Annotated in this window: 10 protein-coding genes; 4 read left to right on the forward strand and 6 right to left on the reverse strand. The window is 67.4% G+C overall.

The features are described from left to right. Positions 1 to 160 precede the first annotated feature (160 nt). The gene (locus tag ON40_RS42785) at positions 161 to 2800 is read left to right on the forward strand and encodes an ATP-binding protein (protein WP_040831466.1); all 2640 of its coding nucleotides are present in this window, start codon (positions 161 to 163) and stop codon (positions 2798 to 2800) included. A 60-nt stretch (positions 2801 to 2860) separates the two neighbouring features. On the opposite strand, the gene ON40_RS42790 is transcribed toward ON40_RS42785, so the two are convergent. Then, complete coding sequence (locus ON40_RS42790; protein WP_040831512.1) at positions 2861 to 3697, reverse strand: mycofactocin-coupled SDR family oxidoreductase; 837 nt, start codon at positions 3695 to 3697, stop codon at positions 2861 to 2863. Between the two features lie 52 nt (positions 3698 to 3749). Continuing rightward, on the reverse strand, positions 3750 to 4943 hold the full coding sequence (locus ON40_RS42795) for an acyl-CoA dehydrogenase family protein (protein WP_040831467.1): 1194 nt from the start codon (positions 4941 to 4943) through the stop codon (positions 3750 to 3752). 573 nt (positions 4944 to 5516) lie between these two features. Here ON40_RS42795 and ON40_RS54145 point away from each other — a divergent pair. The 3 genes from ON40_RS54145 to ON40_RS42810 all read left to right on the forward strand — a co-directional run bounded on the left by ON40_RS54145 (position 5517) and on the right by ON40_RS42810 (position 7859). Next, the gene (locus ON40_RS54145; protein ID WP_051194463.1) at positions 5517 to 5816 is read left to right on the forward strand and encodes a UbiD family decarboxylase domain-containing protein; all 300 of its coding nucleotides are present in this window, start codon (positions 5517 to 5519) and stop codon (positions 5814 to 5816) included. 126 nt (positions 5817 to 5942) lie between these two features. Continuing rightward, positions 5943 to 6191 carry a hypothetical protein gene (locus ON40_RS54150; protein WP_157186793.1) on the forward strand — a complete coding sequence of 83 codons (249 nt, stop codon included), beginning with the start codon at positions 5943 to 5945 and terminating at the stop codon, positions 6189 to 6191. A gap of 141 nt (positions 6192 to 6332) precedes the next feature. After that, positions 6333 to 7859: an acyl-CoA synthetase gene (locus ON40_RS42810; RefSeq protein ID WP_040831469.1), complete on the forward strand. Its 1527-nt coding sequence runs from the start codon at positions 6333 to 6335 to the stop codon at positions 7857 to 7859. A 38-nt stretch (positions 7860 to 7897) separates the two neighbouring features. Here the strand turns inward: ON40_RS42810 and ON40_RS42815 are convergent, their stop codons facing one another. The 4 genes from ON40_RS42815 to ON40_RS42830 form a co-directional block, all read right to left on the reverse strand. Then, positions 7898 to 9118: a cytochrome P450 gene (locus ON40_RS42815; protein WP_040831470.1), complete on the reverse strand. Its 1221-nt coding sequence runs from the start codon at positions 9116 to 9118 to the stop codon at positions 7898 to 7900. 96 nt (positions 9119 to 9214) lie between these two features. Next, positions 9215 to 9838 carry a TetR/AcrR family transcriptional regulator gene (locus tag ON40_RS42820; protein ID WP_040831471.1) on the reverse strand — a complete coding sequence of 208 codons (624 nt, stop codon included), beginning with the start codon at positions 9836 to 9838 and terminating at the stop codon, positions 9215 to 9217. 73 nt (positions 9839 to 9911) lie between these two features. Continuing rightward, a complete protein-coding gene (locus ON40_RS42825; protein WP_040831472.1) occupies positions 9912 to 12065 on the reverse strand; it encodes an acyl-CoA dehydrogenase family protein in 2154 nt (717 codons plus the stop codon). A gap of 177 nt (positions 12066 to 12242) precedes the next feature. Continuing rightward, the gene (locus ON40_RS42830; protein WP_040831473.1) at positions 12243 to 13160 is read right to left on the reverse strand and encodes a universal stress protein; all 918 of its coding nucleotides are present in this window, start codon (positions 13158 to 13160) and stop codon (positions 12243 to 12245) included. Between the last annotated feature and the right edge of the window lie 93 nt (positions 13161 to 13253).

Here is a 13253-nt window from a genome sequence, read left to right on the forward strand (position 1 = left end):
GGCGTCGACACATCCACCCAGTTCAGGGCGATCTTTCGGCTCGAATACGGATGTGTTGCCGGTCCCCTGGTTCGCTCGGTGACACAACCTGACCCCATCGCTTGCGAACCGACGCCATACATTGGACAGTGATCCACGTCTCAGTAGTTGGTGGAGGATTATGAACGTCGACGAGTGGTCCGAGATCCGCCGGTGTCATGGCGATGGCGAATCGATCAAAGGGATCGCGCTGCGGCTCGGGATGTCGCGCAATACGGTGCGGCGGGCTCTGTCCCTGGACAGCCCGCCCGAGGATCACCGCCGCCGGAGCGGCAGCGTCACCGACGACGTCGAGGCGCAACTGCGCGAGCTGATCGTCGCGGACCCGGAGATCTCGATCGCGGACCTGTCCCGCCGCGTGCACTGGCAGCGATCGCGAACCCTGCTCGCCCGCAAGGTGAAACAGATCCGCGCCGAACTCGAAGCCGCGCGACAATCCTCGCATCGGGTGGCCGCGGGCGTCCCCGCCCCGGCCACCACGTTCGTGGGCCGACGGGTCGAGTTGCGCGAATTGCGCCGGCTGCTCGGCGAACACCGGCTCGTCAGCGTCGTCGGACCCGGCGGCATCGGAAAGACCCGCCTCGCGATCCAGGCCGCATACGAATTCCGGCGCGCCTTCCCGGACGGCGTGCGGTTCGTCGATTTCACCGCCGTGCGGACTCCGGGCATGCTCGCTCAGGTCGTCTGCGACGGATTGGCCCTGGAGAATCGCGACGCACACGACCGGCTTCCCGAGGAGACTCTGGTCGAATACCTGCGCAATCGCCGGATGCTCCTGGTGCTCGACAACTGCGAACACGTCATCGACGCGGCCGCACGATTGGTCACCCGGCTGCTCGAGTCGACATCCGTGCTGCGCGTCGTCACCACTACCCGGGAGTATCTGTCGATACCCGGCGAATACGTCTTCAACCTCTCGCCACTGCCCACCCGCGGCCAAACCGGCGGCGCGGTAGAGCTTTTCACCGCACGCGCCGCCGCGGTCCTGTCCGGCTTCGAAGTGCGCGGCGACGATATCGCCACGATCGAACGCATCTGTGACCGCCTCGACGGCCTGCCGCTGGCGATCGAACTCGCCTGCGCGCGCCTGACGGTCTTCTCGATCGACGACCTGTCCGAACTGCTGGACCACCGGGTATCGGTGCTGGCCGTCGGCTCCCGGACGCGATGTCCGCGCCACCGGAGCCTGCACGCCACCATGGACTGGAGCTACGAATTGTGCACACCGCAGGAGCGGCGGCTGTGGGCACGGCTGTCGGTGTTCACCGACGGTTTCGATCTGTCGATGGCCGTGCAGGTGTGCACGGACGAGGAGCTACCGACCGAGGTGATCATCGACTCGATCGCGGCGCTGGTGGCCAAATCGGTTGTGCGCCGGGAGGAATGCGATCGGCACGTCCGTTTCCAGATGCTCGAATCGGTGCGCGAGTACGGGCAGGACCGACTGGCACTGCAGGAACGCAACGAGCTGAACGCGAGACTGCTGCGATGGTGCGTGAGCGCTGTTCGCGCGACGACGTCGGGATGGCACAGCGCGGATCAGGTACGTCACGTGATGGCGATCGACCGCAACCGCGGCAATATTCGCGCCGCCCTCGAGGCGGTCATCTCCGACCCCCACGACCACTCGGCGGTGCAGGATGTGGCCGAAGCGCTGGGTTCGGCGATGTTCCTGTGGGCGTGCGGCATCTCGGTGCGAGAGCACCGGATGTGGCTCACCCGAATCATCGATCTACCCGCCGTGCGCGCCGCGACGAAAGGTCACCTGCTCGCCGTTCTCGCCTTGGTACAGGTCCTACAGGGCGACCGGGAATCGGCGAGGTACTCGCTGCACCGGGCGCGCAGCATCGCCACCGCCGAGAGCGATGACGCACTGACCACGGTGCTCACCCATCTCGACGGCCTGCGCGCGCTGTTCGCCGGTGACTTCGACACCGCGCGGGCGAGTATGGCCCAGGCGGCATCGGGATACACCAGGCACGGCTCGCCGGCCGACCGGATCGCCATGCTCCGGATCCACCAGGGAATGCTGTTCAGCGCCACCGCCGAAATCGACGAGGCGCGAACGTTGTTCCGGACGGTGCACGAAGATACCGCGGCCGTGGGCGAGCAGTGGTTCCACTCCTATGCCACCTACGGCCTGGGTCTGGTGGCACTGCGCGAAGGAGACTTCGCGCAGGCGCGAGCGTTCGCGCTGTCCGGCATCCGGATCCAGCAGCAGTTCGGCGACGCCGTCGGCACGACGCTGCTCACCGAACTCCTCGGCTGGTCCCTGGCCGAACTCGGCTCCGCGGCCCATGCCGCGGTACTCCTCGGTGCGGCCTCGTCGATGTGGGGCGCGATCGGTCAGCAGCTCTACGGTTCGGAAGGGTGGATCGCGTTGCGCGAGAGGGCGATCCACACCGCGCGGACACACTGTGAGCGCCGGACCTTCGATCGGAACTGGGAGAAGGGTCAGTCGATGTCGATGTCGGATCTGCTCGACTTCGTCTCGGCGGAATCCTCGTCGGAGAGTTCTGCTCGCCCAGATCAGCCCCGCTCCGAGCACCGCCTCCGAACCGTGCACGCCCAGGACGAACTGCTGAGTCCGAGGGAGCGCGAGGTTGCCGAATGGCTGGCCCAGGGCATGACGAACAAGCAGATCGCCGAAAAACTCGTGCTGTCCACCCGAACGGTCGAGGGCCACGTCGAACACGTGCTGCGCAAACTCGGCCTGGAACGTCGAGGCGAACTCACCGCACACGGCATCGAACGGCTGTAGTTGTTTCCGGGCCTCGTCCAACCGAAGGCCCGGAACAACCGGCGTCACATCGGGTGTCGGCTAGACCTTGGACATCGCTCCGGCATCCACCGGCAACGCGACGCCCGTGACGTAACGCGACGCATCCGATGCCAGCCAGACGACCGCGTTGGAGATGTCGACCGGCTCCAGCCACGGGATCGGCAGCAGGTTCATCCCCGCCTGGCAGGCGTCCCGGAAGTCCTCATGCGTCGGCTTGTCCAGATCCGGCCGGAACAGTCGATACATCGCCTCGTGGTCGATCATGTCCGTGAGCACCGACGAGGGGTGCACCGAGTTACACCGAATCTTGTGCGGCGCAAGCTCGTTCGCGGCGGTGCGGGCCAGGCCCGTCACCCCGTGCTTGGCCGCGACATAGTGCGCGAAATTCGGGAAACCCTGTAGCCCACCGGTGGAGCTGATCAGGACGATCGACCCGCCCTGCCCCTGCTCGATCAGACGCGGCACGGTGACGCGCATGGTCTTCCACACACCGGTCAGGTTGATGTCGACCATCTCCTGCCATTGGTCTTCGGTCAACTCGTGCAACGGCGCAGAGGAGAAGATCCCGGCGTTGGCCACGACGGTGTCCAGGCGACCGAATTCGTCGATGCCCGCGGCGACCGCACGCTCCAGCGCCGAAAGATCGCGCACATCGGCGACTTCGGTGCGCACCCGGCGTCCGGTCTTCTCCACCGCACGCGCCGTCTCGTCCAGGTCCTCGACCGTGGACCCGTGATACGCGGTGCTGGCGATCTCGCCGCAGATGTCGAGCGCGATGATGTCCGCACCCTCCTGCGCGAGCCGGATCGCGTGCGAACGTCCCTGGCCGCGTGCGGCTCCGGTCACCAGGGCGACTTTGCCCTCCAACTGACCCATGATGGATTCCTTTCTGCCCGCCGTCAAAGACGGCGGGTGCGGTTCGAAAATGTCAGCGCTGGTAGGCCGGGACGATGGCGCGAGCGGCCTCGACCAGCGTCATCCGGTCGACCAGCGCGTGCTGGGTGGCAACCGCCGCGTCCCGGACGCACCGGCCCAGGGCGCTGGGGTTGCGCACGGTGGCGCTACCTGCCCAGCGATGCGCGAAGGTCACCACCTCACCGGCGACCTCCTGTGCCCAGGTGGCCGTCTGCCGCATGCGCGCACGCTGCTCGTCGGAGATCGTCCCGCCCGCCGCGGCGGTCGCCTCCGCATCGCCGTATGCCTCGTAGACATAGGCCCGCGCGGCGCGATACAGCGCCTCGTGCCGGGCGAAATCCAGCTGGAACAGCTCGGAATCGCCGACCACCGTGGCATATCCGGGCCGCTGCTTGGCCGCGACGATTCCGGCGATCTCCTGCAACGCGCGTTCCGCGAGACCCAGCGCGACCGGTGCGTGACCGCCGACGCCGATGCCCAGCAACCCGAGTTCGTAGACCGACTCGGGACGGGTCGGGACGGTCGAGAAGGTCTCCATGGTGAATTTGTCCGGGATGAAACGGTCCTCGACCTTGTAGTCGTAGGAACCGGTGCCCACCATGCCCATCACATTCCAGTTGCCGAGGAATTCGACTTCCGCGCGCGGGAGGAAGCCGATCCGGCAGTCGGGTGTGCCGGTGGCGTCGACGATCGGGTTCCCGTCGGCGTCGTGCACGACGAATCCCGCGCCGATCCAGGACGCGTGCGCCGATCCACTGGCGAACTGGTACTTACCGGTGACGCGGTAGCCGCCGTCGACGCGGACCGCGGAGCCCGTCGGCAGGATCATGCCCGCGGTGATGCCCCGGTCCGGACCGTCGAACATTTCCCGCGCACCGACCTGGTTCATGAATCCCACGGCCACGCCGGTGCTGCACGCGTTGGCCATGAACGCCCAGCCGGTGGAGCCGTCGGCGCGCGAGATCTCCTGGACCACCTTGAATGCGCTCACGATGTCGAGTCCGGCGCCGCCGTACTCCTCCGGAACCAGAATCCAGAACAGGCCCGCCTCGGCGAGTGCACGGAAGACGGCATCGGTGATCGTCGCCTGTTCTTCGATCGCGTCGGCCTCGGCTTCGACCAGCTCCGCGACCTTGCGGGCACGTTCGAGATAGACGGCGCCACGATCGGTGGCGGGGGCGTCCGGCTCTGCTGTCGCAATTGTCATGGATATCCTTTCGATCGCCCCGCTGTGTGCAGGATCACGTCTCCAGGACAGATTGCCGGGCAACGGTTTCCGGCGACACCGTGACTACTACGTGGTCCACTACGTGGTTCGGCCGTGTCACGGGAGCAGAGGAATCCTTGCCGAGAGATTGCTGAATCTATGCCTCTCTAGTGCCCGCGCCGCAGTACTTGCCAGCCCCATGGCGATAGCCAAGAGGTTGCCATTTCGGGGGCGCTACGGGATTGCGTGTGGTATCCATGACACGATCACGCCAGTACACGCACGCAGATGCCCCGCTCGCTCCAGCGTCACCTCCACCTCGAACACAGACTTCAGTGAATAGTTAGCAACTAGAACGTCGTCGTCCAGCAGTCGATCGGTCCAGGGAGCTTGCATCGACCACCACGAGTCCCGAACGAATCATCGTCGGCGTGACGGGAGCGACGGACGTCGTCTACGCCGTGCGCGCTCTGGATGTCTTGCGCGAGTTGGGTTTCGAGACGCATCTGATCGTGTCCAAGGCCGCCGAGCCGACCCGCGCGTACGAGACCGACCTGAGTCGCCTTCCCGGAGATGAAACACATCATCCTGGTCGACGACGACGTGGACATCTTCGACACCGACGATGTCATGTGGGCCATGACGACCCGATTCCAGGCCGAACGCTCGATCGTGCCCATCCCCGGCGTCCGCTGCCACCCCCTGGACCCCTCCGCCGCCCCGGACTTCCTGTGGACCAACGTCGATCACGGCATCTCCACCAAGACGATCTTCGACTGCACGGTCCCCTGGGATCTACGCGATCGCTTCATCCGCGCGCCTTTCCAGGACGTCGACGTGAAGAAATTCCTGCCCGACTGGACCGGCGACTAGCACGATCCCGCCGACGCCATCGACTTCGAACCGATCAGACGGTATCGCTGCAGGTCCGGTGCACACCGGTCCGCGAATATTTCGATCATGGTCATGGTGCGGGCGTTCGCGCCCTAGCATGTGAGCGTGAACACACTCATCCCGATCAGCAGGCGCAAGCGGGCACGAGGCATTCGCGGGCGAGGCGACCGGGAGCCCGAGACATGGCAGCGCCGCCAGGACGGCGCACTCCTGGAAGCGTTGCACGACAGGCGGATTCGACGGCTGGCCCGAAACCTCGACGGCCTGTCCGAATCGTCGCTGACGATACTGATCGACTTCACCGACGTGCTGCGCGCGGTCGAGGGCCTGCACACCGAGACCGCCGAGGTGTAGCCGATCCCACGCCACCTCGCCGCCAGTCACGCGAGCTGGGTACAGCACGCAGAGCGGGCCCGGGTGGCGTTGCGAACAGGTAACCTCGCGATCGGCGCGACCCGATCGATCGGTCGCTGTCCAGTGAGTTCAGGAGGTCGCATGTACCCGGGTGCCCATGCCGCACATTTTCCGGAGAAGCCCGCCGTCATCGTCGCGGGCACTACGGAGGTGGTGACCTACCGCGAACTGGAGGAGCAATCCGCGCGCCTGGCGCGCTACCTGGACGCCGCCGGTCTGCGGCGCGGCGACCATATCGCCCTGCTGACCGACAACGACCCCAGGACGTTCGAAGTCTATTGGGCGGCAATGCGAACCGGTCTCTACTTCACTGCCGTCAACAGTCATCTGTCCGCGGCCGAGATCGCATACATCGTGAACGACTGCGGCGCGAAAGCCCTGGTCGTCTCGGCGCATCTGGCGGATGCGGCAGCGAAGATCGTGCCCGACACCCCGGCGGTGACCATCCGCCTGTCCTACCGGGGCCCGGTCGAGGGCTACGACTCGTACGAGGACGCACTCGCGGGCAGCTCTCCCGAACCGCTGGCCTCGCAGCCCGCGGGCATGGACATGCTGTATTCCTCGGGGACGACGGGCCGCCCCAAGGGCATCAAACCGCCGCTTCGCGATCACCAGGTCGATCAGCCGACCGATGTCACGCAGGTCTTCGGGCCGATGTACGGCTTCGACACCGAGACCGTCTACCTGTCCCCCGCACCCCTGTATCACGCTGCGCCGCTGCGGTTCTGCGCCACGGTCCAGGCACTCGGCGGCACCGTGGTGATGATGAAGAAGTTCGACGCCCGCGAGGCGCTGGCCACGATCGAACGCCACCGCGTGACGCACAGCCAGTGGGTGCCGACCATGTTCGTGCGGATGCTCAAACTCGACGACGCCGTGCGCTCGAAGTACGACGTGTCCAGCCTGCGAGTGGCCATACACGCCGCCGCGCCCTGCCCGGTCGAGGTGAAACAGGCCATGATCGAGTGGTGGGGCCCGGTCCTGTACGAGTACTACGCGGCGACCGAAAGTATCGGCGTCACCATGATCGACAGCGAACAGTGGCTGCGCAGACCGGGTTCGGTCGGGAAGGCCGCGCTGGGCGTCATCCACATCTGCGGGGAGGACGGCCGCGATCTCGCCGTCGGTGAGGTCGGCACCATCTACTTCGAACGCGACGAGATGCCCTTCGCCTATCACAACGATCCGGGCAAGACCGCGGAGGCGACCCACCCGCAGCACCCGGCCTGGTCGACCACCGGCGACGTCGGTTACATCGACGACGAGGGATTCCTGTTCCTCACCGACCGCAAGGCGTTCATGATCATCTCCGGCGGGGTGAACATCTACCCGCAGGAGATCGAGGACGCACTTGCGTTGCACCCCAAGGTATTCGACTCCGCGGTGATCGGGATCCCGGATGCCGAGATGGGCGAATCGGTGCAGGCGGTGGTCCAACCGGCGCCCGGCATCACCGCCTCCCCCGAACTCGCCGAGGAATTGCGTACCTTCCTGCGGGACCGGATCGCGCACTACAAAGTCCCCCGCGGTGTCGACTTCGTCGACGAGCTTCCCCGCACCCCCACGGGGAAACTCGTCAAGCGAAAGCTGCAGGACCGCTATCGGTGATCAGGCGACGGCGCTGGTGAGGGCGAGGAACGCCACACTCACCACAGCACGGGAACCCGGTCCACACCACCGGTGACGCGCTGTGACTGGAGTTCGAGCTCGTCCAGACCGACGGCCAGGCGCAGCCCGGGGAACCGGTGGAACAGCGCGGGGAAGACGATCCGCAGCTCGGTCCGCGCCAGGTTGGCGCCGATGCACACGTGCATGCCGTGCCCGAAGGTCAAGTGGGCGTTGGGCTTTCGATCGGTTCGGAATTCCCACGGGTCGGCGTAGACCGACTCGTCGCGGTTGGCGGAGTCGGTGTTGAGCAGCACCAACTCGCCCGCGGCGATGGTGACCCCGCCGATCTCGACGTCCTCGCGCGCGTACCGCAGCAGACCCGGACCGGCCGAGGGCGCGGCCAGCCGCAGAATCTCCTCCACCGTGGGCTGGACCCGCCCGTCCGGATCGGCCGCGAACGCCGCCCGCCGGCTCGCATCGGACAGCAGCCACAGCACGCCGAAACTGATTCGGCCGGAAGTGGTTTCGTGCCCGGCGAACAACAGCCCCGCGGCCAGCTCGGCCACGTCGGTGTCGGTGAAGGTCGGATCGTCCTGCTGCATGGCGACCACGTCGGAGATCACGTCCGGGCCGGGATTCGCACGTTTGGCCGCGGCCAGCCCGGCGGTGTACTCCTCGAGTTCCGCCCGCGCGGCCCACGCGTCCGCGCCGTCGTACATCGCGGTCATCCGCTTGGACAGCTCACCGAACAACCCCCGATCCTCCGGCGGCACCCCGAGCAATTCACTGATCACCAAGGCGGGCAACGGAAATGCCAGCACCTTGTCCAGGTCCACCGGCGTGTTCGGATCGGCGTCGCGCAACGCCTGCATATCGTCCAGGCAGCGGGCGGTCAGCTCCTGGATCCGCTCGGTGAGCCGGGCCATCCGCCGCGCGGAGAACGCGGGCACCAGCATCTTGCGCATGCGCTGGTGATCACGAGTTTCGGTGTTGTAATCCCCTCTCGGCCCGCCAGCGATGGCCGCCTGCGATACCTTGGCCGCCGTCTCCGGCGTGGGATGTCTGCGACCGAACCGCGGGTCGCCCAGAATCTGCCTGACCTCCGCGTATCCCATCGCCAGCCAGGCCGGATCCCCCGCCGGACTCAGCACCCGGGTCACCGGTGCCTGCCGGCGCAACTCCGCATACCGCGGCGCGACCTCCAACGCGTTGGGGCGATCGAACGGCAGCTGCGGGGCGGAGTGGACGGTACTGGTCATCGATCTTCCTCACTATCAGCGATTACTCATATCGATCAGTGCACGAACGAGCCCGCGCGGCACCGGAAGCCCGGTCCGCCCCACGGGGTAGAAGAGTCAGCCGGTCATCGCGATGCCGCCCCGCGGAACACCGGCGCGCAACTGCGCGAGACCGGCCCGGACCACATCCGACAGGTCGGTCGAACCATCGCCCGCGGACCACACCTCCAGCGAGGTGCGTACCGTCACCCCGGCCGCGGCGGCCAGCAGCCGGGTGGACAGGTCCTGCTCGGGGTCGGTGCCCATGCGATCCGCGACGGCCTGGGTCAACTCCCGCGCGATGCGGTCGATCGAGGTCAGATGGGCGGCCAGAATCGATGGATTGTCCCGCCCGGCCCGCAGCAGCATCGCCACGTCGGCGCGGCTGCTCACCATGGTCGCGACGAGGTCGGGCAGGACGGCGGCGAGCGCGTCCCAGGCCGACTCGTGTGTCGGCCTGGCACGTAGCGCGTCGGCCATCGATCCGACGTGTCGCACCGATGCCTCGACGATGGCCTCTTCGACCGAGAAGAAGTAATTGCGGAAGGTGCGCCCGGAGACGCCGACGATCTCGGCGACGCTCTCCGGGCTCACCGCCTTGAGACCCTGCTCCAGCATCAGCGACCATGCGGCCTGACTCAACGCCGCACGGGTCGCCTGCTTCTTGCGCTCACGCAATCCCGGTGGCCCCTGCGACGTCACGTCTCCATGGTCGAGGAAACTTTCCAATCTCGCAATATTTCCGAGTTGGAAATTTTAGATGACGCGTCCCGGGCTATTTCAGCAGCGGGTCACGGGGCAGACCGAGGATGCGCTCACCGATCTGATTGCGCTTGATCTCCGAGGTGCCGCCCGCGATCGACATCGCGCGATGCATGAGCACCATCACGTTCCCCGTCGCCGCGAAGCCGTCCATGAACAACCCGTCCTCGCCGAGCAATTCGCTCACGATGGCGGCCGACTCGTGGCCCAGTTCCGACACGATGAGCTTGGCCATCGCCCCTTCGGGACCGGGTCCGGCGCCCGTGACGGCGCGCTCGGCCGCGCGCAGATTGAGCAGGTCGACCGCCTGCTGCTCGGCGATGTACCGGCCGATGCGCACAGCACCCCCGGTGAGGCGATCGGGGGTGGCATCGAACAGCGGAACCAAGGCGCTGCCCGGAAAACTCAGCACCCCGGAGCCACCGCTGCCGATGCTGACGCTCTCGTTACCGAGCGTGGCGCGCGCGACCGTCCAGCCGCCGCCGACCGGGCCGACGACATCGGCGTCGGGCACGAACACATCGGTCAGGAACACCTCGTTGAATTCCGAATTCCCCGTGGTCATCTTCAGCGGACGCACCTGCACGCCCGTTGCGTGCATATCGATCGCCATCATCGTGATGCCCTGATGTTTGGGCACGTCGGGATCGGTGCGCACGGTGGCGAAGCCCATTCCGGCCAGGTGCGCGCCGGAGGTCCACACCTTCTGGCCGTTGACCAGCCAGCCGCCGTCCACGCGCGTCGCGCGGGTCTTGATGCCCGCGGCGTCCGAACCGGCCTCGGGCTCACTGAACAGCTGACACCACACGACCTCCTGATCGAGCGCGGGCCGCACCCAGCGCTCGAGCTGATCCGGATTGCCGTGCTGGATGATGGTGAGCACATTCCACGCGGTGATGCCGTAGGACGGACGCGTCACCCCGGCCGCGGCGAACTCCTGCTCGATCACCAACTGCTCGATCGCACCCGCACCGCGGCCGAAAGGTTCGGGCCAGTGCGGCATCACGTAGCCGGACTCGATCAGCTTCGTCCGCTGTTCGTCCGCGGGCAGATCGGCTGTCTCGCGGGCGAATTCACGCACCCGCGCACGCACCGGCTCGGCCTCGGGCGGCAGTTCGAACGCCTTCGCCCGCGAAATGCCCCGGCGGGTCAGGTCGACCAGATCGGCGCTCGCCCGCGCCGGAGCCACCACGTGATTGAGCGCCGTAGCGCGCCGCATGAACAGGTGCGCGTCGTGCTCCCAGGTGATGGCGATGCCGCCGTGCACCTGGGTCATGTGATTGGCACAGAAATCGGCTGCGGGAGCGGCGATCACGGCCGCGACCGCCGCGGCGTAGGAGAGCTGATCGCCACCGGTGCGGGCCGCGCGCGCGGCGTCCCAGACCGCCGAGGCCGCCATCTCGCTGACCACGGCCATATTGGCGCAGTGGTGCTTCACCGCCTGGTACATCGCGATCGGACGGCCGAATTGGATCCGGTTCTCGGCGTATTCGGCGGCCAGCCGCGTCGCCTCGGCGGCGACGCCCGCCGCCTCCGCCGACAGGATCACCCGTTGCAGGTCCAGGAGCGTGCGTGCCGCACCCGGCACCACGATCGCGGGCGCGCGGTCGAGGGTGACGCGCGCCGAGCGGCGGGTCGGATCGAGATTCTGCGGCGTCTTCACCTGCACGCCGTCACCGAGCTCGACGATCGCGACGTCGTCCCCGGCTGTCAGGACCAGCAATCGGGCCAGCCCGCCGCCGAGTACCACCACCGAACCGCTCACCGCATCGTCGTCGATGCTCAGGCCCGCGGTGGTGGCCACGGCCGCGGTCGTGGAACCGTCGGCCAGGCCGGGCAGCAGCTTGTCCCGCGTATTCGGTTCTGCCGCAGCGGCGATGAACGCACTCGCGATCACGGTCGGCACGAACGGCCCCGGCGCGATCGCGGTGCCCAGTTCGGCCACGACGAGCACCAACTCCTCGAGCGTGTACCCGGACCCGCCGTACTCCTCGGGCAGGTGCAGACCCAGCCAGCCCAGGCCGGGAACCTCGTCCCAGAACCGCGGCAGCGTCTCGTCCTCGGCCTCCAGCAACGCCCGCCCGGCACCACGCGCCTCCCGCCTGCGCAGGAACTTCGCGGCCGTATCGGCAAGCGCGACATGGTCTTCGGTGATGGCGATCGACATCGAACTGCTCCCTCCCGGGTGCCGACAGCCCTGTCGGCCCCGCGGACCTACCTCCGGTGAACTACCGGTCGGGCCGGCGCCCGACCAATTCCGCGCCGCCCGCGGCGGGCAACCACCGCGGGAGACAACGACCATCATGCCCGTCCGCGGCGATCCGGCCCGTCGTTCCGACCGGAGCTATTCGTCCGCGGTCGCGACCCCCGGCTCGCGCACGACGACGATCGGGCATTCCACCGACTGCACCAGGGCCCGGCTGGTCGATCCGAGCAGCATCCCGGCAAATCCGCCTCGGCCGCGACTGCCGACGACGACCAACTGCGCACTGTCGGATTCGGCCAGCAGCGCACGCGCGGGCTGATCGCGGACGACCACGCCGTGCACCGGAACTTCCGGATGACGTTCGCGGTGCACCGCGAGATCTTCCAGGAGCAGCGCGAATTCCTTCTCCCGCACCGGTTCCCATGCTGCGAGCGGTGGTTCGATATCGGTCGAGTCGCTCCAGCACCGCAATGCTGTCAGGCCCACCCCCCGCAGCGCCGCCTCCCGGAAGGCGAGGGCGACAGCGGGCACATTGTTCACGCTCCCGTCGACACCGACCAGAACCGGTTTGCGCGCGGAGACCGGATCGGTGCCCGCGCTCGAACTCACCACCACGACGGGGCAGTGCGCGTGGTGAATCATGGCCCAGCTCACCGAACCGAGCAGCGCGCGCTGGATCGTGCCCCTGCCGCGGCTGCCGACCACCAGGGCGCGGGCGGTGCGCGAGTGGGTGATCAGTGTGGCGATGATGGGATCGAACGTCACCTCGGAGCGGATCTCGACGGAGTCCGCGGCGGTCACCTCCGACGCGATCCGCACCGCCTCGGCCATGATCTGCTCACCGCTCTCGCGCATCTGCTCGATCGCCTCGGCGGTCAGGTACGGCACCGGGCCGTAAGCCCCCTGAAATCCCACCGACGCGACCGTATCCAGTGGGCAATCGTGTAGCGCCGCAGCGGCAGCGGCCCAGGCCACCGCCTGGTAGGACACTGCCGAACCGTCCGTCGCCGTGACGATCGGGGCACGAGTTCCGGTTTGGTGCACTTCCTCCGTCATGAGCTGCTCCCCTTTTCACCGATCGGCTGATGTCCGGGCTTGTCCGCCCCAGTGTGGCGTCCGGACCTGGACGGATCCGGACGCCACACCGCA

This window comes from Nocardia jiangxiensis NBRC 101359, assembly GCF_000308615.1.
GTDB lineage: Bacteria > Actinomycetota > Actinomycetes > Mycobacteriales > Mycobacteriaceae > Nocardia > Nocardia jiangxiensis.

Coding starts and splice junctions, on each gene's coding strand:
- ON40_RS42825 (WP_040831472.1), bottom strand. CDS start 12,065: ATGTCGATCGCCATCACCGAAGACCATGTCGCGCTTGCCGATACGGCC.
- ON40_RS42795 (WP_040831467.1), bottom strand. CDS start 4,943: ATGACAATTGCGACAGCAGAGCCGGACGCCCCCGCCACCGATCGTGGC.
- ON40_RS54145 (WP_051194463.1), top strand. CDS start 5,517: ATGAAACACATCATCCTGGTCGACGACGACGTGGACATCTTCGACACC.
- ON40_RS42830 (WP_040831473.1), bottom strand. CDS start 13,160: ATGACGGAGGAAGTGCACCAAACCGGAACTCGTGCCCCGATCGTCACG.
- ON40_RS42790 (WP_040831512.1), bottom strand. CDS start 3,697: ATGGGTCAGTTGGAGGGCAAAGTCGCCCTGGTGACCGGAGCCGCACGC.
- ON40_RS42815 (WP_040831470.1), bottom strand. CDS start 9,118: ATGACCAGTACCGTCCACTCCGCCCCGCAGCTGCCGTTCGATCGCCCC.
- ON40_RS42810 (WP_040831469.1), top strand. CDS start 6,333: ATGTACCCGGGTGCCCATGCCGCACATTTTCCGGAGAAGCCCGCCGTC.
- ON40_RS42785 (WP_040831466.1), top strand. CDS start 161: ATGAACGTCGACGAGTGGTCCGAGATCCGCCGGTGTCATGGCGATGGC.